The organism is Massilia sp. Soil_C_3, assembly GCF_057657035.1.
On sequence record NZ_JBDGJG010000008.1, the window covers coordinates 20,925 to 47,181 of the forward strand.

Sequence of the window (26,257 nt, forward strand, 5' to 3'; positions counted from 1 at the left end):
CTTGCGTGTCATGGTCCCACCAGGCCGGCGGCGCGCGCCGCCTCGTCCAGCGAATCGCCAACCAGCGCCATGTTCTGGATCGCGGCCAGGCTCCACTGCGCCGAGCCGTTGGTGCCGATGTTCGGCAGCTCGTGGAGCTCGCGCAAGACCGCCACGCCGCCGACCTTTCTCGCGGCGGCGTGTGATTTCATGAAATTCGAGGCGAACAGTTCGCGCCAGGCGCGCAGGGCCAGCGCCCGGTCGCGCTCGTGATGGGCGGCGTAGGCGGAGAGGCGCGAGTGCGAATCGGGTTGGGCCCGGCCGCGCGGCTCGCTGCCCAGCAGCGCGATCAGCTCTTCCTTCGGTGCGTTGTAGTAGCGGCAGTACTCGAGCCAGGCCTTGCGGTAGCCCGGTTCGTCGACCAGGGTCAGGAGCTCGGAACTCATCTCGACCACGCCGAACACGCCGTTCAGTTGCGAGATGCGGACCTGGTCGCCCGGCCCGCTGAATTTGCCGGTCCTGGGATCGTAGGGCGCCGCCGAGGCAAACCAGCGGCGCTCGAGCGCGCCGATGGTGCGCATGCCGTTCACGATCTTGTCGCGCCAGCGGGGCTCGCCGGTGCGCTCCCACTCCGCCAGCCAGGCCGCGACCAGCGAACCCCAGACGGTGCCGAACGCAACGTCCACATGCGCTGGCGCATTGGCCGACCTGCCTGCCGTTGGCAGCGCGCCAGGCGTGGAGCCGGGACGCAGCTTGCGGCCGATGTCGACCTTGTGCAGGTCGGCGTCCGAATCGAGCAGCTCGCGCATCAGGTCGCCCGTGCGTTCGTCGGCGGTGAGGAAGTAGTAGATGCGCCGATAGGCGGCGTTCGATACGCGCGGCTGCTTGGACGAATCGGACCAGTGCTGCACGCCATGGCGCGTGCCGAAGCCCTTGAACGGCCCGGCGTGGTACACGTCCACCTCGCCCGTATGCCGCGTCATCGCCTCGGCGAACTTGAAGATGTCGGCGCGGCCGGTGCGCAGGTAGCTGTACCACAGCCACAGGTCGGTCGACAGCTCCGAATTGTCCCAGGCATAGCCGCCGATATCGTAGCGCCACATGTGGCGGTCGTTGTCGTAGGCGTGCATCACGTCGCCGTAGGACCAGAAACCATACCAGCGATGTTGCTCGACCTCGCGCAGGTACTGGTCCAGCCTGAAGGCGAGATGATCCTCGATCAGCTTGCGCGCCGGCGTGCCGCGGTCACTCACGTCCCAGTCGCCGAACACGCCGCAGGCGTGGATGCGGGCCGGCTCCAGCACCAGCCGGGCCGGATTGGCCACCTGCTCGGCCATGTTCGAGAAGTCCTGGTGCGAAGGCGTGGCGCCCAGCACCCACAGTTGCAGCTCGGTGGTGCGCGCCACGCCGGGCGAGGCGTCCCAGCCCGGTTCGTAATCCTCGTAGGTGATGTTCAGGCCCGCGATTTGCTCTTCGAAGGTGTCCATGCCGTCGGCCGAACGGTAGGAGCGCATGTCCATCGCCGGGCTTGACGGCGACCACATCCAGGCGGTGACGTCGGCCATGTCGCTCGCGGCCTTGCGCACGTCCAGCTGGCTCGGTGTGCGCTGCCAGAAATCCTTGAAGCCGAGCGCCACGCCGCCCGTCGCGCCACCGGCATACACCAGGCCCTTGGTACGCGTGCCGGCATTGGCATCGATCCAGGCGTGGCCGCTGCGGGTACGCTTGCGCAGCGCGAAGCCGTCCGGCGTGGGCTGCGCCAGCGTAAAGTCGCCCCATTCGGGAATCCAGCGCAGTCCATCCTGCACCGGCTTGGCCATGCCGGCCGGCGGCGGCAGCGCCCTCCCGGCCACCTGTGCGTCCCTGTACTCCTGGCCGGGATCGCGCCGCAGGCCGGTCACCGGCCGCACCGCCTCGCCCCACACGCCGACGCCTTCGCCGGCGAAGCGCACGTGGCGGTCGTGGGTCGAGTCAGGCATGGCTACCCTCGCCGTCACGCCGAGTCCTGCAATGAAATCCCGGGCCGGGTCGCCATCATAGATGAAGGAGTGGACGATGCGCACGCTGTCCGAACCGGCATAGAAGTACAGGCGTACCGAGAATGTCAGCCAGGCGCGCGTGCTGCCTGCGCGCGCGACATGCACGCCGTCGAGCTTGACGACGGCACGCACCGGGCCATCCTGCTCCAGCGTGACGCGCGTGACCTTGCTGGTAAACAGCTCGCGGCGCACGCTACCCGCGTCTTCCGGCTCGGGCCCGTCCTGGCGCAGCGCGACCAGGCGCAGGTGCTGCATCGTCACCCGGCCAGCGCGGGTTGCGCGCTCGACCAGGTATTCGCCGCTCGTCGGCACGGTCCACGCCAGTTCGCCCGCAGTGATCGTGAGCGCGGCGCCAGACTGCTGGACCGATACGCCGGCCCTGGCGGCGCCGCCTGCGCCAGCCTCCAGCTTCCAGCCAGGGGCGATCGCGCCGCCCGCCACCGCATGCGCCGTCCACTTGAGCGAACCGTCCGGCCAATAGGCCAGCGGCCACGATTGCAGCGCCGGACCGTTGCCGCCCAGCGTGAATCGCAGGGTCTTGTCGGCCGGCAGGCGCAGGGTGCCGCGCGGCCAGGGCACGCCCAGGGTGGCGCCTTCGAAGCGCGTCGGCGGCTGGCCGTCCAACCAGCGCAATGCGGTGCCGGCGACTGGTTTGCCCTTGCCGCCGACGTTGGCGGTTGCGGCATGGGAGACGATCGGTGCGCCCGGCACGGCGGCCAGTGCGGCCGCCATCTGCACGAAACGCCTGCGGGATGGTTGAAATGGTGGCAAGCGGTGTCTCCATCTGATATTTCAGTGCGATGGATTATGCTGCCGTGCGCCGCGCCTGAGGCTTCCCGACCAGAAATAATCAAGCAATGGATCGATTCATGCGCGAGCCGCCGGCTCGCAGATCATCTCCGCGAGCAAGCGTACCCCTCTCATCATCTCCTTTTCGACCACGTTCTCGGACAGTCCCAGGCTCGCCGCGGTTTCGAGCTGGGACAGCCCGTGGATCCTGCGCGCCCGGTAGACCTGCCGGCAGCGCCGCGGCAGCCGGTCGATCAGGCGCAGCACCCAGCGCAGCTCGGAACGCGCCATGGCGACGCGCTCGGTCGACGGGCTGGCCTCGGGCAAATCGAGGGCGTCCAGGCTCGCCAGGATGTCGATCCGCAGCGCGCAATCACGGCGGAAGCGATCCATCATGATGTTCTTCGCGACCTGCATTGCGAACGCCCTGGGCGTGGCGATGTGCTCGACGGAGGAGCTGCGCAGCAGGCGGCAGTAGACCTCCTGGACCAAATCGTCGACGTCGTCCGATGTCGCACACAGCCGCCGCATGCTGGCGCGCAGCTCCGCCTCGAATGGCAGTACGTTGACGGTGACCCATCCGCTGTTCAACGACATGGTTCGTCGGTTCCTCACATGGCTTGAAGGCCCTTCAGTATTTACACCTTTTGGTTCTATTGATCAACAGCGCAACGGGCGCCGTTTGACCTGACGGCCCTTTCATCGCCATTCGATCAACAACTTGATCTTTACAGCCGACGGCGGCGGGAACCGCGTCTGGCTTCGTCATTGAAGCGGTAGATGGCAGATCGCCACCTACCCACAAAACATAACATCGATATCGGAGACAGCGACCATGAGATCCAGACACCAGCTTTCCCCCGGCGCGGCAGTACTGCGCCGCAGCCTGACCAGCCTCGGCGTGCTCGGCATGCTTGCGACGCTCGACACGCAAGCGCAGGAGACCGCGCCGCCCACGGCAAACGACCAGCCACTTGAAACCGTGGTCGTCACCGGCTTTCGCGCCAGCCTGAACAGCGCACTGAACACCAAGAAGAATGCGGACGGCATCGTCGACGTCATCAAGGCCGAAGACGTCGCCAAGTTCCCTGACGCGAACCTGGCCGAATCGCTGCAGCGCGTGCCGGGTGTGTCGCTGGTGCGCGGCGACGGCGGCGAGGGCAAGCAGATCAGCGTGCGCGGGCTGAATGCAGGCTTCACCCGCGTGCGCATCAACGGCATCGAGGCGATCTCCGCGACCGGCGCCTCGGACATCAACGGCAGCACCAACCGCTCGCGCGCCTTCGACTTCTCGGTGTTCGCCTCGGAACTGTTCAACAGCCTGGAAGTGCGCAAGACGTCGCAGGCCGACATCGAAGAGGGTTCGCTCGGCGCCACGGTCGATCTGCGCGCGGCGCGCCCGTTCGACTTCAAGGACGAGACCATCAGCATCGGCGGCCAGCAGGCCTACAACACGCTCGCCCACCGCCCCGCCCCGCGCGCCACGGCGCTGTACTCAAACCGCTGGGATACCGGCATCGGCAAGGTGGGCTTCCTGGTCTCGGCCGCCTACTCCAAGCGCCATGCGACCGAGGAAGGCTATGAGGCGGTCGAACTGCTGTCGGCCGACTCGGACGGCGGCTTTTGCTCGCCGCCGGGAGCCACGCCGCAGAATCCCGCCAACTCAGGCGTCAAGGGGATCACACCGGCCAACTGCGGCTTCGGCCTGCCGCGCACCTCCACCGGCGCCGCCTACAACGACGTGGTCGGCCGCACCGACAGCTATGGCAATACGGTGGCCACGCCGGCCCCGGGGTCGGGCGCCTTCCATCCGCGCATCCCGCGCTACCGCCGCTCGGTAGCCGAATACGAACGCGCCGGCCTGACCGCGGCCTTCCAGTGGCGCCCCGCCGCAGGCACCGAACTGAATCTCGACCTGCTGGGCGGCGACTTCAAGAACGACCGCTACGACAACTACATCTCGGCGATCTCGTTCGGCCGCAGCCTCGCCGCCGCCAATGGCAAGCCGCAGACCTCGATCGTCGAGACCTCGTTCAACGGCAACGGCAGCTGGGAATACGGCCGCTTCAACGGCGTCGACGTGCGCTCGGAAGGCCTGCTCGACGTGAACAATACTGAATTTCGCCAGCACGTCTTCTCGGGCACGCACAAGCTGACCGACACCATCAAGCTCGATTTCATGAGCGGCGTGTCGCGCTCGACGCTCGATTCGCCGATGCGCGCCACGGTGCAGATCGACGCCCCCAACGTCAACGGCTTTTCCTATGACTTCCGCGGCAACCGCAACGTCCCGACCATCGATTTCGGCATCGACGTCGCCAATCCGGACAACTTCAGCTGGGGCCCGGTGGACCCGGACGGCACGGTGCACGGCCAGTTCGTCGGCCGCAAGCTCGAAACCGGCAACAAGCTCAAGACCCATGCCGTGGGCGCCAGCTGGGACGTCGACGACAACCTCACCCTGCGCACCGGCTGGTCGACGCGCGAGAATTCCTGGACCAATTTCGAGGTCGGCTCGGGTGCGCCGAACGGCCTGCCCAATCCGGCCGGCTTCCGGATGGATAGCGTGACGCGCATGATCAGCAATTTCGGCCGCGGCCTGGAAGGCAGCGGCTATCCCAGCCAGTGGGTGGCCATCGACCTCGACAAGTTCCGCAAGATCTGGGACATCGAGTGCCACTGCGCCGCGGTCCCGGGCTCGGAGTACAATCTGCTGAACCAGTCGAATCGCCGGGTGCGCGAGAAGATCGACGCGCTCTACCTGTCGGCGGACTTCCACTACGACGTCGGCCCCGTCACCTTGCGCGGTAACGCCGGGGTGCGTGCCGCCGAGACGAAGGCCACGGCGGCGGCGCTGGTCAATGCCGGCGGGCGCCTCGAAGAAATCAGCTTCGACAAGACCTACCGCGATTACCTGCCGGCGCTGAACCTGACCGCGCAACTGCCGCGCGACGTGTTCCTGCGCTTCTCGGCCGGCAAGACCTTGTCGCGGCCGGAATACATCGACCTGGCGCCGTCGGCGGCCGTCAATGTGCAGGCGCAGACGGTCGGCATCGGCAATCCAGAACTCGACCCGATCCGCGCCAAGACCTATGACCTGCAGGCCGAGTGGTACTACGACAAGGGCGCCATGGTGTCGTTGGGCTTCTTCCGCAAGGAGATCGACACCTATATCCAGAGCGTCGGCGAGCGGGTTCCGTACAATTCGCTGGGCCTGCCGGACGCCCTCCTGGCCGGCGCCGGCTGTTCGCTCACCGGCGGCACGCCGGCCTGCCCGACCCTGCCGGATTCGCTGGTGACGGTGCGACGCGCGGTGAACACGCCGGGCGGGCCGCTCAACGGCTTCGAGTTCAACCTGCAGGCGCCGTTCAACTTCCTGCCCGGCGTATGGCGCAACTTCGGCCTGCTGGCCAACTACACGCGCGTGAAATCGACCATCACCTACATCACGCGCACCGCGACCGCGACCCTGCCGCAACTGTCGATGGATGCGAACCTGGTCGGCATGTCGCCCAAGGCGGGCAACCTGACCCTGTACTACGAGGATCCGAAATTCAGCGCACGGATCTCGGCGGCGCATCGCTCCGAGTATCTGTTCAACGTGCTTGGCGACGTCAACGGCCACGACTTCACCTTCGTCGACGCGGCAACCAACCTGGATTTTTCGATGTCGTATAACCTGACGCCGCAACTGCGCGTCACGCTCGAGGGGTCCAACCTGACCGACGAGCCGCTGCGCTACGGGCGCGACTCGCAGCGCAACGACACGCTGCTGTATGCGCACTCGGGGCGGACCTTCGCCTTAGGGATGGCGTACAAGTTCTGAGGCGCCTGGGGCGCCGGCGAGCGTGCCACGCAGGGCGCCCGCCTGCGCCCGCACCTTGACGCCGGCGCGCGGCCCGTTCACGCGTACCAGCACGCTGGCGATCCCCGCCTCGGTGACGACCACGTGGTTGCCGACGATCTGCGCGCCTTCGATGCCTGAGAACGCGACTTCGGTCCCGCTCGCGGGCATTGTGGTGCCGTTGACGTCGCGCAGGCGGGCGCGCAGGAAGACCAGGTCGCCCTCGATCACGGGCACGCCGAGGTCGTCGAGTTCCACGGCCAGCGTCGTTGGCTGCCGGGGCGTGCGCACGCGGTGCTCGGCGACGACCTGCCCGCCGGCATAGGCCAGCGCCACCAGTTCGCCGGGCGCATAGCCGCCGGTATCGAATTCGAGCGGCGGATGCGCCAGGCGCGGGTGGGTGCTGGAGGGCGCGCTTTTCTGGCGTCCGACCGTCTTGCCATTCAGGCGCAGCTCGACTTCCTCGGCATTGCTGAACACACGCACGCGCGGATTCGAGTTGGTTTCCCAGTAGCTGGCGATGAAGACCATCGGGCCGCCGCCCCAGCGCGGCGAGCTTTCGTCCCTGCTGCGCTGGGAGCGGAAGAATTCTGCCGCGAACTTCGGCACGCGCTCGATGCTGAGCAGTCCCGATTCCTCGAGGTCCGGCGCATAGCCGCGCGCATAGTCGAACATCACCCAGTAGCCGTCGGCGAAGGCCGGCGTGGCGGCATTGTCGTCGTGGGCCTCGGTCACGTTGCGGGCCTGCTGCAACAGCCGCGTTTCGCCGCTGCCCAGCGCCTGGCGGCTCGAGCGGTCGACCGGCTTGAGGTCGGCCCAGGCGTCCTGGTTCAGGCCCGCGTTCATCGCATAATATTCCCAGTCGCCATACTCGGACACGATCAGCGGCTTGTCAGGCAAGGCATGCTTGCTGCCCAGCCGGTGCTGGCGCGCCTGCAGATACAGGTCATAGGTCTGCGGCACCCAGCCGGCGGACCAGGCCTGGTCGCCCGGGTATTCCTGGTGCACGGTGGCGTGCAGCGCCTGCACCAGCGGGGCCGGCATGTCGGTCTCGTTGAGCGAGCATTCCCAGGCTACGACGCTGGGGTGGTTGCGGTCGCGCCGGATCATGTCGGCGCAAGTGCGCACGGTCTGGCGCGCGAAGGCCGGGTCGGGATTGTGGAACTGCCAGCCGGGGATGGCCGGCAAGACCATCAGGCCCAGTTCGTCGGCCGCCGCCATGAAGGCCGGCGACTGCGGATAATGCGACAGGCGCACGAAGTCGAAGCCGTAGCGCTTGATCAGGAGCGCATCGCGCGCATCGGCCTGCGGCGACAGCGCATAACCGACATATGGGTATTCCTGGTGACGGTTGACGCCGCGCAGGCGCACAGGCTCGCCGTTGAGCAGCAGGCGGCCGCCATCGAAGGCCAGGCGGCGCACACCGATGCGGGTCGCTACCACGTCCTCGCGCCCGGCTGCAGAAACCCTCGTCTCGAGCCGGTACAGGTTCGGCGCCTGCGGCGACCATAATTTGGGCGCGCGCACCGTGAGCGGCATGGTGACGTGGCGGCGTTCTCCCGCCTTCAGGCGCAGCTGCTGCTCGACCTGGGCCACTTGCCTGCCCTCCCATGCCAGCGTGTGCCGCACGGTGACCGCCTGCGCGCTCGTTGACGTGTTGCTGACCTCGGCCTTGACCTCTACCTGCGCCTCGCTCTTGCCGGCGCGCGGATAAGTCACGAACACCCCGCCGCCGGCCGGCGTGGCCGAGAGCATCTCGTCCGTGACGTGCACCGGCGGCTTGATCACGAGCCGCACATCTCGGTAGATGCCGCCATGCTGGATGTAGTCGAGCTGCTTGAGCGGCTTGGGGCCGGTGATCGGATTGTCTTCGTTATTGGCGCGCACCACGAGTTCGTTTCCGCCATTCGCACGCAGAACATCGGTGACGTCGAACGCGAACGGCAGGTAGCCGCCAAGGTGCTGTCCCAGGTGGCGGCCGTTGAGCCAGACGTCGGCCACGTTCATCACGCCCTCGAAACGCAGGATCGCGCGCTCGCCCGGCCGCAGCGTGACGTTCAGGCGCTTCTTGTAGAACGCCGTGCCCTGCCAGGTCGCCGTGGGCACGCGCGGCTCGATGCGCGCCGCATGCGGGAGATTCACCTCCGACCAGGCGCCGTCCGGCACCTGGTCCGCGCTGGCGAGCTGGCCGCCCTCGTCGCGGTAGAACTGCCAGGAAGCATTCAGGTTCAGCTCCGCCGCCTGTGCGGGCGCGGCCAGCGCCAACGGGAGCAGCACCAGGCGAGTCAAGCGGATCAGGGTCGTCCCGATATTCATCATTCACGCACCAGGCTGAAGTCGTCGAGGGCGAGCCAATCGCCGTCCTTCCCTTCCGAATAGACGCCGATCTGCACGCTGCCGGTGGCGACCTGGATGCCGGGCAGCGTCAGCTCGGTCCACCCGGCCAACGGGTCCGGCAGCGAGCGGGCGATTTCGGCGCCGCCATGGCCGGACGCGTACAGGCGCGCCACGCGCTGGCCGCCGCTGCTTTTCACCCAGGCCCTGAGGGTATATCGGCCGTTCGGCAGCGTAACGTTCTGGATCGCGCTGCCCATCGTCTGCCCCGCATGGCGCAGGCTCAATGCCCAGCGTCCGGTGCGTCCGTCCAGCACGTTCATGAACGGCGCATCGCCCTTGATGCTGGTCCAGCTGCTCACCCATCCGGCGACGCTCGTCTGGCGCACCCGGTCCGCCTCGAAGCCGGGATTCAGCAGGTAGTTATTGCCCTTGCCGACGGCCCAGGCGCCGCGCGCGGCGTCCAGCGTGAATTCGCTGAGCGAGTTGAAGCGCGGCGCCGTCCCCTCGAACGACAGCGGCGTCCAGACGTGGTAGCCATGCCCGTTGCCGGCAAAATTGCTCCAGCGGTCGCCCGCATACAACACCGTGGTGCCGGCGCTGCCCTGGACCGGGATGAAGAAGCCGTTCTGCGACACGTGCGAAAAGTCCGCCTCGGTGCCCTCGATGATCCGCTCCGGGGCGTAGGGACCGGTGATGTTCGGCGACGTCATGTAGAAGCTGCGCGAGGCGTTCCAGCCGTGCAGGTCGGACGAGCAGAAATAGTACAGTCCCTTGTACTTGAACATCGCATTGCCTTCGCGCCCGCCGGCCGGCGCGCTGTGGATGTTCGTCGCCGCTTCGACCTGCAGGAAGTCGGACGGCCGCAGCGGCGCAACGTACAACTGGCGCCGGTCGCCGTTGCTGCTGAAGATCAGGTAAGGCTGGCCGTCGTCGTCGGTGAACACGGTCTGGTCGCCCGAGGTGGGCGTGGCGACGTTGTCGATCTTCGCCTGCAGCCGCTCGAACATGAAGGGGCCGTTGGGACTGTCGCTGGTGGCGAACAGCACGCCGCCACCCGTGCCCTTGCTGGTGTACTGGGTGAGCAGCACGTACTTGCGGCTCGCCTTGTGGTAGACCACGCCCATGCGGCCCAGCCAGGCCTTGGGATCGTAGTGCTCCCCCAGGCCCTGGGGCGTGAGGACATCGCCCTCGAAGGTCCAGTTCACCAGATCGGTCGACGAATAGGCGGTGACCGCGCTGAAGTGCGGCTGATCCAGTGCTTTTTCCGGCGCTTTGGCATAGCTCACCGCCTCGGCGTATTTGACGCCATACCAGTAGTACTTCGCGCCGACCTTGAGCATGCCGCCGCCCTGCGAGTAGATCGGTGTGCCGGCGGTGTCCTTCCAGAAGCTGCCGTTGCGGATGGTCGTGGTGTCGGCGGCGATTGCCTGCTGCGCGGCGCCAGCAAGGGTCAGGACCAGCGCCAAGCAGGCAAACCGGCCGCTGCGGAGGAAATGCTCGATCATCGATTCTCCAGTATGGCGCCCGACACGTCGGGCATGCGGGAACGTCGCGTCCCGCTCGGCAGTATAAGAGCGCCCTGCCGCCTGCGACGACGCTCATCCGATCAACATGCTGAGCAAACCGCCATTGCCCGGACTCGCCCGGAACACATCGCCCATAATCGCACTCTGTCCATCCCGTACGGAGTCCAACCCAGCATGCATCGCCTCCTGTCTTCGGCCACCGCCTTCGCGGCCAGCGCCCTGATCGCCGTGCAGGCGCAAGGCCTCGCCCCCGCGCCCGCCCTCGAGGGATTCACCGCGAACCCGTCGATCAGGGTATTCGGCGACACCTATTATCTTTACCCGACTTCCGACAAGCCGAACTGGATGACCACCGACTTCTCGGTCTGGTCCTCGAAGGACCTCGTCAAGTGGAAGAAAGAGCGAATGGTGCTGGACGCCGCCAACGATCTGAAGTGGGCGAATATCAAGGCCTGGGCGCCGGACGCCATCGAGCGCAACGGCACCTATTATTTCTACTTCAGCGCCGATCACAAGATCGGCGTGGCCACGGCCAAATCGCCTACCGGTCCGTTCGTCGACGCGCTTGGTGCGCCACTGGTGGTCCGCAGCAGCAAGATGACGACGAACACGATCGACCCCTACCCCTTCATCGACGACAACGGCCAGGCCTATCTGTACTGGGGCAACGGCATCGAGGCCAACGCCTACAAGCTCAAGCCGGACATGGTCACCGTCGAAGGCGAGGTCCATCGCATCCCGATGAAGGACTTCCGCGAAGGCGTCGTGGTCTTCAAGCGCCAGGGCAAGTACTACTTCATGTGGTCGATCGACGATGCGCGCAGCCCCAATTACCGGGTCGGCTGGGGCACGGCGGATTCGCCACTGGGGCCGGTGAAAGCGGCCAAGAACAACTTCATCGTCCTGCAAAAGAATGGCCCGGCGGTCGGCACCGCCCACCACAGCGTGGTCCAGGTGCCCGGCACCGATCGCTGGTACGTGGCCTACCACCGCCACGCCATCCCGGACGGCAACGGCTACCAGCGCCAGACGGTGCTGGCGAAGATGACGTTCGACGCCAACGGCGACATCCTGCCGATGGATCCCATGCAGCCCGCCTTCCAGCCTGGCGACGCCGGCGAGCCGATCGTCGATGGCAAAGGCCTGACCGGCGTATCCTCCGCCGCCGCGCCGGCAGACCGCCCCAACTACCTGCTGGCCCACTTCACCAGCGAGACCACCGACGGCGAGCAGATCTATTTCGCCACCAGCCAGGATGGCTACCGCTGGTCCGACCTGAACGGCTCGAAGCCGGTCCTGCGCAGCACGATCGGCGAACAGGGCGTGCGTGATCCGGCGATCGTGCGCTCGCCACGGGGCGACAAGTTCTGGATCCTCGCCACCGACCTGCGCATCGCCAGCGGCAAGGGCTGGCAAGCCGCCATGCACAAGGGCAGCACGAAACTGGTGATCTGGGAATCGACCAACCTGGTCGACTGGTCGGCGCCGCGCCTGGTGGAGGTGGCCGGCGCCATTCCGGACGCCGGCAGCGCCTGGGCGCCCGAAGCCATCTACGACGAAGGCAGCGGCGACTACCTAGTCTACTGGGCCACCATCTCGCCGGCTGGCGGCGTCACCAAGCCGCGCATCTATTACTCACGCACGCGCGACTTCGTCAGCTTCACGCCGGCCACGCTGTATATCGACCGTCCCGGCACGCATGGCCTGATCGATACCCAGATCGTCAAGGTCGACGATCCGCGCTCACGCTACCGCTACGTGCGCGCTTCGGGCGACGGCCAGCTGACGCTGGAAGGCGCCAACGAGCTCCTGGGCCAATGGGATGTGCTGGGCGACCTGCGGCCGCTCGGCCTGACCGGCAAGGACGTCGAAGGGCCGATCCTGTTCAGGATCGCGCAGACCGGCGAATGGGCCATGTGGGTCGACCAGTATGCGCGCCGTGCCGGCTACCTGGCATTGACCAGCGACGACCTGTCCCGGCCGGAACGCTTCCGGCGCGCGGACCCGGCCAGGATCGGTTATGGCCACAGCAAGAAGCGCCACGGCGCCATCCTGAACATCGGTACCGACGAATACCGGCGCATCCAGGCCCGCTGGCCGGTGGCCGCACCAACGAAAGCGAGCCCACAATGAAGCGATACCTGCTGCCCGCCCTGCTTTTCTGCCTTGCCGCCGCCGCACACGCCGATAACCCCATCGTCACCGATATCTTCACCGCCGACCCGGCCGTCGTAGTCGACGGCAAGCGCCTGTACCTGTACACCGGCCGCGACGAAGCCAAGCCGGGCGAGACGACCTACAAGATGAACGAGTGGCGCGTGTTCTCGACCTGCGATATGCGCAACTGGACCGACCACGGCGTGGCTGCCACGGTCAAGACCTTCGCCTGGGCCAAGGCCGATGCCTTCGCCGCCGACGTCGTCAGGCACGAGGGGAAATACTATCTGTATGCGCCGGTCAAGCACGCCACGATCCCCGGCTTCGCCATCGGCGTCGGCGTATCGGACACGCCGACCGGGCCATTCAGGGACGCGCGCGGCTCGGCCCTGGTGACCAACGACATGACGCGCGAGACGCCGAACGGCTGGGACGACATCGACCCGGCCGTGTTCGTGGATGACGACGGCCAGGCCTATATGTACTTCGGGAACAAGGTGCTCAAATACGTCAAGCTCAAGCCGAACATGATCGAGCTCGATGGCCCGATCCAGACGGTGGGCCTGTTCAATTTCGAAGAGGCGCCCTGGCTGCACAAGCGCGACGGCGTGTACTACCTGAGCTATGCGAGCGGCCTGCCCGAGGTGATCGCCTATGCGACGGGGCCCAGCCCGACCGGCCCCTGGACGTATCGCGGCGTAATCATGGACAAGAACAAGGTGACCCACACGATCCACCAGGCGTTCGCCGACTTCAACGGCAAATCCTACATCTTCTATCACAACGAGATGCTGTCGGGCGCCGACTACCGCCGCTCGGTCGCGGTCGAGGAATTCAACTACGGGAAGGACGGCGCAATTGCCCACATCGCCCAGACCCGCAATGGCCCGGCAGCCAATCCGGCGCCGGGCTGTGGCGGCTAGCGAGTCAGACCCTGATGACGTCAAGTCAAGGCAAAGGTCTTTTTGAGCTACCTTAAGACCGTCGTTCCCACGAAGGTGGGAACCTAAGTTGCTAGCGTTTCGACGACGTTAGCAGCACTTGGGTTCCCGCCTGCGCGGGAACGACGTTTTCAGGCGAACGATGGAAGAGTTGGCGCCCAACTCACTGGCACAAGATCAAACCCCGACCATCGAAACAGCCTTGGTGTTGAGGTAGGATTCCAGCGCCTCGGGACCGCCTTCGGACCCATAGCCCGAATCCTTGATGCCGCCGAACGGCATCTCGGCGCTTGGCGTGGCCGGCTGGTTGATCCACAACATGCCGACTTCGACGCGGTTCATCAGGAGCTGGGCGTTCTTGATCGAGCTGGTGAACGCATAGCCGGCCAGGCCGAACGGCAGGCGGTTGGCTTCGAGAATCGCGTCTTCGAGGCTGTCGAAACCGCGGATCGCCGCCACTGGGCCGAATGGCTCGTCGTTGAACACGCTTGCCTCCAGCGGCACGTCGGCCAGGATGGTCGGCGCGAAGAAGTTGCCGGCACCGCCCACGCGCTCGCCACCGGTGGCGATCACCGCGCCCTTGGCGCGCGCGTCGTCCACCAGCTGCGACATCGCCGTCAGGCGGCGTGGATTGGCCAGCGGCCCGAGGGTGGTGCCTTCGTGCAGGCCGTCACCGATTTTGAGGCTTTCGGCGTGCTTGACCAGCGCGCGGGTGAACTCGTCCTTGACCGCGTTGTGCACCAGGAAGCGGGTCGGCGAGATGCACACCTGGCCCGCGTTGCGGAACTTGGCGCCGCCTGCGGCCCTGACGGCCAGCGCGACATCGGCGTCGGCCGCGACGATCACCGGCGCATGGCCGCCCAGCTCCATCGTCACGCGCTTCATGTGGGCGCCGGCCAGGGCGGCCAGCTGCTTGCCGACCGGGGTCGATCCGGTGAAGGTGACCTTGCGGATGATCGGGTGCGGGATCAGGTAGCTGGAAATCTCGGCCGGATCGCCGAACACCAGGCCCACCACGCCCGGCGGCACGCCGGCGTCGACGAAGCACTGGAACAGCGCGGCCGGCGACGCCGGGGTTTCTTCAGGCGCCTTGCACAGGAAGGAGCAGCCGGTGGCCAGCGCCGCGGCCAGCTTGCGCACGACCTGGTTGATCGGGAAGTTCCACGGCGTGAAGGCGGCGACCGGGCCGACCGGTTCCTTCAGCACCAGCTGCTGGGCGGCTGGATTGCGCGACGGGACGATGCGGCCATACACGCGCATGCCTTCGGCGGCGAACCAGTCGATGATCTCGGCGCCGGCCAGCGCTTCCATCTTCGCTTCGGCCAGCGGTTTGCCCTGTTCCTGGGTCAGGAGGCGCGCGATGTCGCCGGCGCGCTCGCGCAGCAGGTTGGCGGCGCGGCGCATGGTGGCGGCGCGCTCAGCGGCGGGAACGACGCGCCAGGCCTCGAAACCTTTCTGGGCGGCGGCCAGGGCGCGGTCCAGGTCGGCGATGGCGGCATGGGCCACGCTGCCGATCGGCTGTCCGGTGGCCGGATTGACCACGGGAATGGTCTTGCCGCCGGTGGCGTCGACCCATTCGTTGGCGATCAGGAGGCGGATGTCGGGATAGCTGGAAGTCGTCATGAGCATCAAGGTCCGGTTTGGTAAAACGTTCATGATAGACCTTTTCGCGGAGGTTGGCCGAGAGCGCCACGGATATGGGCGCCGTGGCCGGCCACGGTCCAGTCAGGGATGTGGCCTATCGTGCGCCCAGTCGATTTTTTGTTCAGGTGGCAAAAAAAGGCGGCATCCGTACCTGATTCACATGTCCATGGCGCTTGCACACTCGCGGTCGATGGACCGCAGAATACCCGCGATCCAAGCGCAAACGCCAGCAATGCGGCAATGCCCAGCGAGCGCCGGCAGGTCTCCGGCCAGAACGGCAGCAGCACGGCGAACACCACGCCGCTGGACGCCAGCAGGATGATCCACAGGATCAGCGCGAGCGACGCCACATCGGCCCGCAACAGCAGGGACGAGACACACAAGGTGCTTGCCGCTCCACTCCACAGGATATCGCCGCGGTGCGACAGCGGCGCCCACCCGTACACGTTCCGAATGGCGCCGCTGCGCAGGCAAAAAAGGCCCGTCGACGCCCACGTCGCGGATAGCGCGCCGATGGAGGCGAGCCAGGCAACGCTCATCCGGACTCCACCTTGCGATGCACGACGTTCGGCAAGGGCGTGGCCGCTGCCGCGCTGACGCGCCTTGCGAGCCGATATGCCGCCAGGGCCGCGACGGCCGCGGTGGCCAGCAGCACGAGATCGGCCCCGGCCACCGCCCAATCGCCACGCGCCAGCGCCACCCAAGGGAAGTCGCCCGTGGTCGGACCGTTCAAGACCGCCGCCAATAACGCCAGCACGGCGATGGCCCAGCCTTGCTCGCGCTTTGCAATATGGGTCGCCGCCCCGCGCGCACGCCAAACCGCGTGCACGAATGCATCGATCGACGCCACGAAATAAATGCCGGCTTCGATTTCCGCACGGCTCCCCGATGCTCGCCATTCGCAGAAGCGGGCACGCTGGCAGCATCGGCGTAAGCGCGACCCCACATGGCCTGGCGTTGCGCACGCAGCCGTTACAGGACGGCCCTCCCAGACGCGCTGTCACACTTGGCTTGCGTTCATTCGTGAGACCTGCGCCGACACGTCATCCCACTGCCGCAACCCGGTTCGCGCGGCGATATTCCCATGGAATCCCAATCTTCAACACACGCAAAATGCCTATCTGGCGCCGCGCGATCATTTAGATGCGACCCCCTCTACCGGTCTGTGGTGGGTCAACAGATGCATTGCAACAAGCGAAGAAGGTATTTGGAGAAATGTGCCTGGGCCATGGAATAGGTCGTCCAGGAAAACGGCCGACAACATGGCTGTCAACCGACGTCCTTGTGCATCCGTAATCGATCAGAGCAGCGATTTGACCGATAAAAACAGGGGCTGCCACACGTCATTCACTTATTTGGCCTTGCTCAATCATATAGGCCGCACTAAATAAGGAATCTTGCACTGTGATTAGAAATGTTTTCAAAAATTAATGTGTGCGCCCCGTTTGTCGAAATTTCTTATGCATACACATTGATACAATTTAAAACAACGTATTGGGATAAGATTTATTTAACAACTCTAGATCGAAGGCCAGACATTAATTTATCTTACCGTGGTTGCCCTTCAATATTATTTGTTGCCCAGCGATATATTCACTGCCCAGATGACTGTTGAAATCACCTTCGCGCGAAAGGTTAGGCGAAGCCGTTGTAGATTTGCATTGCATTCAGCCAGTTGGAGTACAGAGTTCGTACGCGTCCGGCTGTTAATATTTTTCACTTTAGGGATAAACTAACCATGATCCGAAAATTAATAATGGCCGTCACGGCTGTCCTGTTAACAAATTCCGCATTAGCTGCGACAATCGACTTCGAGTCTCAAGACGGTGGCTACGGATACTTCGACTACAGCTTTCTCGAAGATGGATTCAAAGTGACTTATTCAGCGACCGATCCGTTCGGATTTTATCTTATGGATAATCCTGCTGACCATTTAGGCATGTGCAGCAGTACCGGATGCGCCTCAAATGGGACAACGGCATTTTATGGTTTCAATGGGAGCAGCATCACCTTTGATCTCGAGAATAAAGGCTTGTTCTCCTTCACATCATTGGATGTCGCCCAAACCTTTCTTGGATACGATCGCCCCTTGACTTTGATGCTCACCGCAATGGGAGTTAATGGCATCGTAACGGAAACAATCTTCGTGGACGAAAATCTGGCTGAATCATTTTCAAATTTTAATTTTAAAAACTTCGTCAACATTTCGTCATTAACAATCACCGGCGGACAAGAATTCCCGGAATTTGCAATTGATAATGTCGTCCTCTCTCCAGCAGAGGTTCCAGAACCCGCATCCTGGGCAATACTGATTGCCGGCCTTGGAATCATTCGCTCAGTTCGCCGCCGGCGCTTGCCCAGCCCCCTCGCCCGATAGAATGATGTGCTCGGTAGATAATATCGAGCTCCACATTCCTCAGGCTCGCGCGCAGGGCCAGTTGTTCAGTCTTGCTTGATCATCGACCCATTTACGGAATAGCTGGCTTTTGGGACGAAGTGGGCCTCAAGCAGTGCGAACCAGGGCAAGTAGCTCGATTATCTGGAAACGGTGCTCGATTCCCGCACAGTACGCTTTGCGGCCAAGCGGCTCGGCGTGCACCCCAACACGACGTTTCGCTGGCGCCACCGTTTTCTCGACCGGGTCAAGGGCGACCGGCCCGAGCCCCTGGTCCGCATCGTCGAGGCCGACGAAACGTTCCTCCTCGAATCGCAGAAGGGGTCACGCAAGCTCGATCGCCGGCCGCGCAAGCGTGGCGGCAGGGCCGCGCTGCACGGCATTTCGCACCATCTCGACTTCATCCTGGTGGCGCGCGACCGCAACGGCCAGACCATCGACGCCGTCACCGGTCGCGGCGCCTTGAAGGTGGCCCAGCTGGTCAGGCACCTGCTGCCGAAACTCGATCCCCAGGCGCTGCTGGTTACCGATGCCAACGCCACCTATCACGCCTTCCCCCGCGCCCGCGCCCATCGCATTGTCCACCGGTCCATCAATCTCAGCGCCGGCGAACGCGTCCGCAACGGCGCCAAGGGCGCCATCCGCCTTCAAAATGTGAACGCCTATCACCGGCGCTTCGAGGAATGGCTGGCGCGCTTTCACGGCGTGGCGTAACGCTGGTTACCCAACTACCTGGGCTGGCATTGGGCGCTCGATGGCGGGCGGGTCACTTCTGTCGAGAAATTGCTGCATATTGCATTCGGAGTCATCAACAGGTAACGATGACAGCGTCTAAACCAAGGGCACTGCTCTGCGCTGGGCTTGCATCGTTCCAATCAATGTCATGATCATTCAGCGCATTCATGGAATCGCCGCTAGGAAATGGGCTCCACACGCGTCGTTAAGACAAGCGCTCTGCAACGCGCAAAAAAAACGAAAACCACAGGAGACGATCATGCCCCCATCGAGCCGGCCCTGGCCGGCACTCCCGCACGAACCGCGGCCAGCGCGTGAAGCCGCTCAAGGCGTGCGGATACCCGCCCCTAACTGACGTTACGTCGTCCGTCATTGAACACAGCGAGCCATCAGGCAGGCATCCGCTCGGCCCGAACGTTCGCATCTGCAGCACTCATAAAAAAACAGGAGACGTCGCACATGACAACACTTTCAAGCAAAACGCGCTTCCACCGGACGCGCTGTGCGACTGCCGTTGCTGCCGTGATGGCGGCACTGGCCAGCCACAGCGCGCACGCGCAACAGGCCCCGGCAGAAGTCCCAGCCGCAGGGACGGACTCGCCGGCGGTCGTTGTCGTATCCGGCACGCGCCAGTCCGTCAGCTCGGCGATCCAGCGCAAGAAGAACGCCAGCACGGTCACCGATTCGATCGTCGCCGAAGACATCGGCCAGTTCCCCGACAAGAACGTCGGGGAGGCCCTGTCGCGCATTACGGGCGTGCAGTTGTCGCGCGACTTTGGTGAAGGCAGCCAGATTTCCATTCGGGGCGTCGAGCCCGACTTGAACCGGGTTGAAATCAACGGCGCGTCCGTGCTGAGCACCAACAATACCGCCGGGCGCGGCGCCGAGCTACGCGAGCTACCGGCCGAGTTGGTCAAGTCGATCGACGTCTACAAGGGGATCACCGCGGACATCACGGAAGGCGGCATCGGCGGCACCGTCAGCGTCAAGACCAATCGTCCGCTGGACTTCAAGACATTCACGGCGGTCGCCAATGTGTCAGGGCAGCAAGGCTCGCTGCGCGGCGGGGTTCAACCGCGCGCCAGCCTCCTGATCGCCGACCGTTTCTTGAACGGAAACCTGGGGCTGATGGCCAATATCACGGCCGACAAGGCCTACACGCAGGGCGACGGCGTGCGCAACACCGGGTGGCGCTTCATCCGCGACTGGGACTTCTCGCCCGAGAAGACGGTCAATTCGGTGAACCCGGCGGCAGGCGCGGTCACCAGCAAGGCCGGTTGCGCGGCCCTGGCGGTCGCCGATCGTACCGCGTGCGACCGTCAATGGTTCGACTACTCGCCATCGGTGCCGCGCTACGGGATCAGCACCCGCGACAACGACCGCAAGTCGGGCGAATTCACGGCCCAGTACCAGATCAACAAAGGCCTGAACGGGTTCGCCAGCTACCAGCGCAACAAGCAGGAAGCGCGCTTCCAGGACCTGACCTACGGCACCGATTTTGCCGACGCCAACCGCCTGGCGAACGCCGGCACGCTGCCGCGCTACAACCCCAACGGCACCGTGGCCGCCAACGGCACCTGTACGCCGGCGAGCGCCACCGCCACGCCGGCCGGCATGGTCGTGAAGGACCATCATGTCACCGAATACACGATAGGCGATTGCATCGGGTTGGCCGGACAGGGCGGCTACAACGCCTTCAGCACCTCGGCGCGCGACGTCAGGCAACTGGTCGATTCCGATTACCGTACTGCTGGGTTCCACTGGCGCCAGGGGCAATGGGAAGCGGAAGGCCTGATCGTGAAGTCCAAGTCGGCATACGAAAACGACACCAATTATGTCGGCTTGACCATGCACGCGCCGGGCATGAAGGTCAGGCTCGATGCCGACGGGCGTCCACATTTCGAGTTTCCTGCAGGCTGGAACCCGGACAATGCGTCAGCGTACACCCGGGCCGAGCTGAACTATCGCCCGACCGAATCCGAAAGCATGGAAGACCAGGTCAAGCTCGACCTGCGCTACCGCACCGATTCGTCCTTCATCAAGAAGATCTGGGTCGGCGGCCAGGGTCGCAAGACACGCATGTTCCAGTACAACGGCGGCGGCTACCTGCTCGACAACGGCGCCAACCTGGCCAGCACCGCGGACGACCTGGACGTCAAGGCGGCCAACGTGACCCACATCCGCAACTTCGATCCGCTCTACAACGGCGCAGGCCAGCGCCCACCGACAGTCCAGAGCTTTATGAACAGCAATAACACCGAGACCTGGATCGACGCCGCGCAAATGCAGGACTTCGTCAATGCCGTGCGCTCGCTGTCACCGGACTTCCTCAGCGGAGCCGGGCTGGGCGGCTATCCCGCCAACTGGATGACGCCAAACTACGGGAGCGCCGCACCAATGTTCGATACGTCCAGGTTCAACCACGACGAAGTGCGCCAGGCGCTGGGCCGCGACGGCAATATCTATGCCCAGGTGCCGGCCTACGATACGCGCGAGCGCATCCGCTCGGCCTACCTGCGTCTCGACTTCGAGCATGCCTTGCTCGGGTACGAGATCGATGGCAATATCGGCCTGCGCTACACGGGGACGAGCACCTCGTCGACCGGCATCCAGCAATACCGCCGCCGCATCGAGCGCAGCGCGGGCAGCGCCACCTTCGACGACCGCGTCATCACCAATTCGATCGTCACGAAGGACAACAAGTACCATGACGTGCTGCCCAGTTTCAATGCGGCCACGTGGCTGGCGCCGAACCGGCTGGTTGCGCGGATTGGTTATGGCAAGGTGATGTCGCGCCCCGCCATCAACCGGCTGGCGCCCGCCATCAACTGCCTGGAGGGTAGCGGCAACACGCAGTTCGGCGGCGACGGCACCGATGACTGCAGTGCCGGCAATCCGGACCTGAAACCCTACCGCGCCGCCAACAAGGACGTGTCGATCGAGTGGTATCCGAACCGCGACACTCAGTTGAGCCTGGCGTACTTCCGCAAGGACATCCAGACCTCGATCCAGCCGAACGTCATCGTGCGCAAGGACCTGTTTGGCGACGGCCGGCTGTGGGATGTCAACACCACCGTCAACTTCGAAGGCGCGACCACGAAGGGGATCGAAGTGGCCGGCCGCACCGCGCTGACCTTCCTGCCCGGATGGCTCGACGGCTTCGGCGTCGATGCGAACTACACCCGGATGGATTTCGAGTATGCGGCCGGCGCATCGCTCATCAACACGCTCGACGGCAGCGAACTGCCTTTCCCGGGCATGTCGAAGAACGCCTACAACGTGTCGCTCTGGTATGACAAATACGGGTTCAACGCGCGCCTGGCCTACAACTTCCGCGACGCCTATTACACGGGCGGCAATGACATCAATACCGGCAATCCTGTCTTCATGGAAAAGAACGGCTACCTCGATGCGAAGCTGCAATACCGCATCACGCCGCAGCTGACGGTGTCGATCGAAGCGAAGAACCTGACCGACGAGGTCTCGCAAACCACGGCCGGCGCGTCGCAACGCAAGAACGACTTCGTCTGGAACGGCCGCCGCTACTACGTGGGCGCGAGCTACAAGTTCTAGGCCTGCCGGCTAACTGTCTCCAAGCGGTCGCAGTGGCTCGGGCCCTGCGATCGATTTTTGCGCCCGCATACGCAGATACGCGGGCATTTTTTTGGCGCTGCCACCGTTCGCTATTGATGAGAGCGCCAAACGAACCACGTGTCCCGGGTGCAGTGCCGGCGCGCTGACGCACGCCGGCATTCCCGCTATTGAATGACGTCGACGCCGTTCGATCCAAGCTGGAGCTTGCCGCTCCAGGTTTTCCCGGAGAGAAGGCCTTCTTTCTGCCCGCTGATGTCGACCTCGACCGCCTTGCGATTGGTGTTGACGTACAGCGTGCGACCGTTGACGACGCGGGCATACACGCCTTCGGGCGTGACCGGGCCGCGATCGATCCCGAGTTCGCGGTAGAGCTGGCGGTACAGCGGCTGGAGCAGCGAAGGCTGGGCCTGGGTCGCGACATAGATCGCGCGGCCCTTGCCATAGCGGTTGACGGTCACGGCCGGCGGCGCGCCGTCCACGTTCGAGAAACGCGCCAGTACCTGCGCCGTCGACGGCTCGAGCACCTCGTAGAAATGGTTGGTGGACTTGAACGCGACCCCGTCGATTCTGCCTTCGAGCGGCCCCGGATGGACGTAGAACGCCTGGGTGACCAGGCCGAACACGTCGCTGAGCCGGCCAGGCAGGTCGGTGCCGTACCACTGGTTGTTGCCGTCGGCCTTGGCCGACTGCGCCGTCATGACCACCGTGCCGCCGCCGTCGACGTAGCGGCGCACGGCGTCGGTGGCCGCCGCGTCCATCAGGTATTCGCCCGGAATGACCAGGAGCTTGTAGCGGCGCAGGTCTTCATGGGCAACGTCGATGACCGCCACGTCGAGATTGTCATTGTAGAGCGGACTGAAAGCGTGGTACTTGTGGTCGCGGTACGGCGTGCCGTAGTATTTCGCCAGCCGGGTGCCCTCCGACTGGCGGCTGGCTGCCTGTCGCGATTCCCACGAATACGAGATGGCGATCTCGGGCTTGAGCTCGCGCGGAAAGCCCAGTTTCTGCATGACCTTGAACTCCCGGGAAATCGTTCCCCATTCCGCCAGCTTCCAGGAAGGCTTGTCGTTATGGTCGATCAGGCCGAAAATGATCTGCTCTTCCCCGCCGAGATGGCTGTTGAAGGTCCAGGCCAGCATGCCCTGGCCGCCGTTGAGCAGGCCGAGGTAGGTCAGCACGCGCGAGCGGCCCTTCTCGCCATAGAAGCCGAAATTGCCGGCCTGGAACTCGTTGAACCAGACGGGCGACGACATCGCGCCCCTCATCATCATGGTTTCGAACGCACCGGCGATGACGTTGCCGGCGTAGTAGCCGAAGGCGCCGTGGGTCGCGTACTGCCGGTAACTGGCCAGGTAATCGAAGCCGCGCCGGGCCGCGTCGGGAAACAGGTTCGAGATCGCCGGCTTGTCCGGGGCGCGGCGCTTGCGGATCGCCTCGAGGTCGGCCAACACATCGATCGTGACGCTCGACCAGTAGCGGCGCATGTCGAGGTAGCGCTCGTTGGGTCCCAGCCCGGCCACGCTCGGGATCCGTATCTGGTCCCAGTCTGTCACGGTGCGCGACCAGCGCTGCGCCGCCCATGCCTCGTTGAGCGCCGCCAGCGTGCCATACTTTTGCTTGAGCCAGCCGATGAAGCGCTGGCGTACCGGTTCCGAGAACGACATGTAGCCGTTGCCGATCTCGTTGTTAAAGCCGATGGCGACGACGGCCGGATGCTGGCCATAGCGCTGCAGCACAGTGTCGGCGAAACGCCGCAGCAGGCGGCGGTAATCGGGATCCGAGATGTCGTCCATATAGCGCTCGGCGGGATACAGCGTGCTGCCGTCTTCCCGCACCAGGGTGACGCCCGGATAGCGCTGGTGCAGCCACTGGGGCGCCGGCGAGCCGCCGACGTCGAACAGCACCTTGATCCCGGCCGCGTGCATCTGCGCCATGACGGCGTCGAATGCCTCGAAGCTGAACTTGCCGTCCTGCGGCTCGAAATAATCCCATGAGAGGTCGCCCATGCGCACGATGGTCAAACCCGCCTCTTTCATGTGGGCAATGTCCCGGGCGATCTGCGCCGGCGAGCGGTCGACCGGCTGGTAGCAGGCGCCGACGAACAGCTGTCCCTGCCCCGCCCAGCCGGCCCGGCTGCTGGCCTGCTGCGCCATCACCGGTTGCGCGGCGGGCAGCAGCGTGCCCAGCAGCAGCGCCGTCGCCGCCGCCAGCACTGAACCGCGCGCCCTCATGGACGGCGGGCGCTGGCGCTCTTGCGCACGACAATGGCCGGCGCCGCTGGGGTGGCCATGCCGTCGCCGATAAAGTAGCTCGGGTACGGCGGCTGGTTGTACGCGGTGTTTTGCCAGGCGATGGCGACGCGGTACTGGGCGTCGTGCATCAGGGTCGGCAGGCGGCGTGCGGTCGGGTACGGCGTGGTGTAGATGCGCAGGAACCGTTCATCCGGCGTGTGCCAGATGACTTCTTCGCGCCAGTCGCCGAACAGGTCGCCCGACAGCACCGGCACGTTCTTGGTGCCGGTCGTGTGCTGCGCGCCCGTCGCCTCCAGCAGATTGTTCGATTTGCCGGCCAGCCAGTCCCACTTGGTGATGCGGTTCTTGTCGAACATCTCGCGCAGGTCGTCGCCGTCCCACCAGACGAAAAAGCTCATCTCGCGCGGATGCTTGACGCCGTCGATCGGTTTGCCCTGCGCCGTGTACAGGATGTCGTTGTTCGCGGCCCAGGCTTCCGCGCCCGGGAAACGCGGATCGATGTCGGCCGCCACGCCCCGCCCGGTATCCTTGTCGGCCGGGGTGCTCCACAAGACCTTGCCGGTGCGCGCGTCGAGCATGGCCGCGCCGATGCCGCCGTTGTGCTTGACGTCTTCATGGGCGCCGAATTTCTCCAGGCCCGGGCGGGATGGGTCGAGGTCGCTCACGGCCATCGCGTCGCCATGCTTGAGGTTCGCGTTCCACAGGCCGCGGCCATTGTCGTCGATCGCCATCGAGCCGTAGATGATTTCATCCTTGCCATCGTCGTCGACGTCGGCCACGCTGAGCTGGTGGTTGCCCTGGCCGCCGTAGCCTTCGTTGCCGGGCGCTGCGCTATCGAAGGCCCAGCGCCGCGTCAGTTTGCCGTCGCGCCAGTCCCAGGCCGCCACCGCCGAGCGGCCGTAATAGCCGCGCGCCATGATGATGCTCGGGCGCTGCCCGTCCAGATAAGCGGTGCCGGCCAGGAAGCGATCCGAGCGGTTGCCATAGCCGTCGCCCCAGGTTTCAGTCAATTGCGCCGCAGTCGGTGCATCGGTGCGCGGGTCTCGCCCCGGCCAGTAAGGCTCGCTGGCTAGGGCCTTGCCGGTCAAGCCATCGAACACGGTCAGGAACTCGGGGCCCTTCAGGATGCGGCCCTGCAGCGGCGCGACGAGGCTGCCGTCCGGCTGCTTCTTGCCGCCGGTACGGTCGGTCGAGGCTGTCTCGCCACCATGTTCGCGCCAGTCGGCCCTGGGGTCGCCCAGCACCTTGCCGGTGCCGTCGATCGTGCCGTCGCTGGTGCGCACGGCCAGTTCGGCGCGTCCGTCGCCGTCATAGTCGAATACCTGGAACTGCGTGTAGTGCGCCCCGGCCCGGATGTTTTTCCCCAGATCGATGCGCCACAGCCGCTTGCCTTCGAGCGTGTAGGCGTCAAGATAGACGTTGCCGGTGTAGCCGTCGAACGCATTGTCGCGGGCGTTCGACGGATGGATGTAGGGCAGCGTTTTCGGATCGGTCTGCGCCGGGTCCCACTTCAGGACGATCTCGTAGCGCCCGTCCCCATCCAGGTCGCCGACGCTCGCCTCGTGCGCGGTGTACGAATAGCCTTCGCCGCTTAGGGTGACGCCGCCCGCGGGCGGCTCGATGGGGATGCTCAGGTAGCCATCGTTCCAGACCTTGACCGGGTCGCTCGACGCAATGACCTTGCCGCCGACGCGGGTCTTGACGACATAGGTCGATTGCGGCCCGCCGTCCTTGTCGACGAAGTTGGTGCCGCCGGCCAGCGGGTTGGCATTGATTTTCTGGCCATCGCGGTAGACGTCGAACGCGGTCTGCGGCGCATCGTTCCCCAGCAGGCGCCAGTGCACCAGAATGCCGCCCTCCCTGGCCGGCACGGCGACGGCGCCGCGATCGAGCGCTTCCATCCAGCGCGGCGCCGCTGCCACGGCCGTACCGGCGATCAACCCGAAGGTCGCTGCGCCCAGGGCCAGGCCCCGGCGCAGTGTGAACCTGCACATCGTCGTCATTGTTCCCGTCTCCTTGTTATTG

General features: G+C 65.0%; 14 protein-coding genes and 1 pseudogene. 6 read left to right on the forward strand and 9 right to left on the reverse strand.

The annotated features are described in order from the left end of the window. Positions 1-8 precede the first annotated feature (8 nt). Complete coding sequence (locus AC3A6F_RS17320; protein WP_487682862.1) at positions 9-2,789, reverse strand: exo-rhamnogalacturonan lyase family protein; 2,781 nt, start codon at positions 2,787-2,789, stop codon at positions 9-11. A gap of 96 nt (positions 2,790-2,885) precedes the next feature. Continuing rightward, positions 2,886-3,404 (reverse strand): RNA polymerase sigma factor, encoded by a 519-nt coding sequence (locus AC3A6F_RS17325; RefSeq protein ID WP_487682864.1) that lies wholly within the window; start codon positions 3,402-3,404, stop codon positions 2,886-2,888. Positions 3,405-3,642: 238 nt separating this feature from the next. Here AC3A6F_RS17325 and AC3A6F_RS17330 point away from each other — a divergent pair, with 238 nt between their 5' ends. Further along, a complete protein-coding gene (locus AC3A6F_RS17330) occupies positions 3,643-6,633 on the forward strand; it encodes a TonB-dependent receptor (protein ID WP_487682866.1) in 2,991 nt (996 codons plus the stop codon). On the opposite strand, the gene AC3A6F_RS17335 is transcribed toward AC3A6F_RS17330, so the two are convergent. Beyond that, positions 6,610-8,970 (reverse strand): glycoside hydrolase family 2 protein, encoded by a 2,361-nt coding sequence (locus AC3A6F_RS17335; RefSeq protein ID WP_487682868.1) that lies wholly within the window; start codon positions 8,968-8,970, stop codon positions 6,610-6,612. The two genes, AC3A6F_RS17330 and AC3A6F_RS17335, sit on opposite strands and share 24 nt — an antisense overlap. Continuing rightward, positions 8,967-10,493 (reverse strand): family 43 glycosylhydrolase, encoded by a 1,527-nt coding sequence (locus AC3A6F_RS17340; protein WP_487682870.1) that lies wholly within the window; start codon positions 10,491-10,493, stop codon positions 8,967-8,969. Before AC3A6F_RS17340 ends, AC3A6F_RS17335 begins: the two co-directional genes overlap by 4 nt. A gap of 195 nt (positions 10,494-10,688) precedes the next feature. Between AC3A6F_RS17340 and AC3A6F_RS17345 the strand changes: the two genes are divergently transcribed. Together AC3A6F_RS17345 and AC3A6F_RS17350 are read left to right on the forward strand one after the other, a co-directional pair. Beyond that, positions 10,689-12,647, forward strand: coding sequence for a family 43 glycosylhydrolase (locus AC3A6F_RS17345; protein ID WP_487682872.1), 1,959 nt, complete (start codon positions 10,689-10,691; stop codon positions 12,645-12,647). Then, positions 12,644-13,594, forward strand: coding sequence for a glycoside hydrolase family 43 protein (locus AC3A6F_RS17350; RefSeq protein WP_487682874.1), 951 nt, complete (start codon positions 12,644-12,646; stop codon positions 13,592-13,594). The genes AC3A6F_RS17345 and AC3A6F_RS17350 overlap by 4 nt, the downstream gene beginning before the upstream one ends. Positions 13,595-13,789: 195 nt before the next feature. Here the strand turns inward: AC3A6F_RS17350 and AC3A6F_RS17355 are convergent, their stop codons facing one another. The 3 genes from AC3A6F_RS17355 to AC3A6F_RS17365 are packed head-to-tail and all read right to left on the reverse strand — an operon-like array spanning position 13,790 to position 16,085. Continuing rightward, positions 13,790-15,235: an NAD-dependent succinate-semialdehyde dehydrogenase gene (locus AC3A6F_RS17355; RefSeq protein ID WP_487682876.1), complete on the reverse strand. Its 1,446-nt coding sequence runs from the start codon at positions 15,233-15,235 to the stop codon at positions 13,790-13,792. Between the two features lie 29 nt (positions 15,236-15,264). After that, positions 15,265-15,795 (reverse strand): hypothetical protein, encoded by a 531-nt coding sequence (locus AC3A6F_RS17360; protein ID WP_487682878.1) that lies wholly within the window; start codon positions 15,793-15,795, stop codon positions 15,265-15,267. Beyond that, positions 15,792-16,085 (reverse strand): hypothetical protein, encoded by a 294-nt coding sequence (locus AC3A6F_RS17365; RefSeq protein ID WP_487682880.1) that lies wholly within the window; start codon positions 16,083-16,085, stop codon positions 15,792-15,794. The genes AC3A6F_RS17360 and AC3A6F_RS17365 overlap by 4 nt, the downstream gene beginning before the upstream one ends. Before the next feature lie 927 nt (positions 16,086-17,012). Between AC3A6F_RS17365 and AC3A6F_RS17370 the strand changes: the two genes are divergently transcribed. From AC3A6F_RS17370 to AC3A6F_RS17380, 3 genes and pseudogenes are all read left to right on the forward strand, one after another. Further along, a complete protein-coding gene (locus AC3A6F_RS17370; protein ID WP_487682882.1) occupies positions 17,013-17,633 on the forward strand; it encodes an NF038120 family PEP-CTERM protein in 621 nt (206 codons plus the stop codon). 153 nt (positions 17,634-17,786) lie between these two features. Next, positions 17,787-18,470 (forward strand): annotated as a pseudogene (locus tag AC3A6F_RS17375) (IS1595 family transposase); the annotation flags it as partial. Between the two features lie 375 nt (positions 18,471-18,845). Continuing rightward, positions 18,846-21,959: a TonB-dependent receptor gene (locus AC3A6F_RS17380; protein WP_487682884.1), complete on the forward strand. Its 3,114-nt coding sequence runs from the start codon at positions 18,846-18,848 to the stop codon at positions 21,957-21,959. A gap of 185 nt (positions 21,960-22,144) precedes the next feature. Here the strand turns inward: AC3A6F_RS17380 and AC3A6F_RS17385 are convergent, their stop codons facing one another. After that, positions 22,145-24,211, reverse strand: coding sequence for a beta-galactosidase (locus AC3A6F_RS17385; RefSeq protein WP_487682886.1), 2,067 nt, complete (start codon positions 24,209-24,211; stop codon positions 22,145-22,147). Continuing rightward, a complete protein-coding gene (locus AC3A6F_RS17390) occupies positions 24,208-26,235 on the reverse strand; it encodes a rhamnogalacturonan lyase (RefSeq protein ID WP_487682888.1) in 2,028 nt (675 codons plus the stop codon). Before AC3A6F_RS17390 ends, AC3A6F_RS17385 begins: the two co-directional genes overlap by 4 nt. Positions 26,236-26,257: the final 22 nt, after the last annotated feature.

Coding starts and splice junctions, on each gene's coding strand:
- AC3A6F_RS17330 (WP_487682866.1), top strand. CDS start 3,643: ATGAGATCCAGACACCAGCTTTCCCCCGGCGCGGCAGTACTGCGCCGC.
- AC3A6F_RS17325 (WP_487682864.1), bottom strand. CDS start 3,404: ATGTCGTTGAACAGCGGATGGGTCACCGTCAACGTACTGCCATTCGAG.
- AC3A6F_RS17360 (WP_487682878.1), bottom strand. CDS start 15,795: ATGAGCGTTGCCTGGCTCGCCTCCATCGGCGCGCTATCCGCGACGTGG.
- AC3A6F_RS17335 (WP_487682868.1), bottom strand. CDS start 8,970: ATGATGAATATCGGGACGACCCTGATCCGCTTGACTCGCCTGGTGCTG.
- AC3A6F_RS17350 (WP_487682874.1), top strand. CDS start 12,644: ATGAAGCGATACCTGCTGCCCGCCCTGCTTTTCTGCCTTGCCGCCGCC.
- AC3A6F_RS17380 (WP_487682884.1), top strand. CDS start 18,846: ATGACAACACTTTCAAGCAAAACGCGCTTCCACCGGACGCGCTGTGCG.
- AC3A6F_RS17390 (WP_487682888.1), bottom strand. CDS start 26,235: ATGACGACGATGTGCAGGTTCACACTGCGCCGGGGCCTGGCCCTGGGC.
- AC3A6F_RS17370 (WP_487682882.1), top strand. CDS start 17,013: ATGGCCGTCACGGCTGTCCTGTTAACAAATTCCGCATTAGCTGCGACA.
- AC3A6F_RS17345 (WP_487682872.1), top strand. CDS start 10,689: ATGCATCGCCTCCTGTCTTCGGCCACCGCCTTCGCGGCCAGCGCCCTG.
- AC3A6F_RS17385 (WP_487682886.1), bottom strand. CDS start 24,211: ATGAGGGCGCGCGGTTCAGTGCTGGCGGCGGCGACGGCGCTGCTGCTG.
- AC3A6F_RS17355 (WP_487682876.1), bottom strand. CDS start 15,235: ATGACGACTTCCAGCTATCCCGACATCCGCCTCCTGATCGCCAACGAA.
- AC3A6F_RS17340 (WP_487682870.1), bottom strand. CDS start 10,493: ATGATCGAGCATTTCCTCCGCAGCGGCCGGTTTGCCTGCTTGGCGCTG.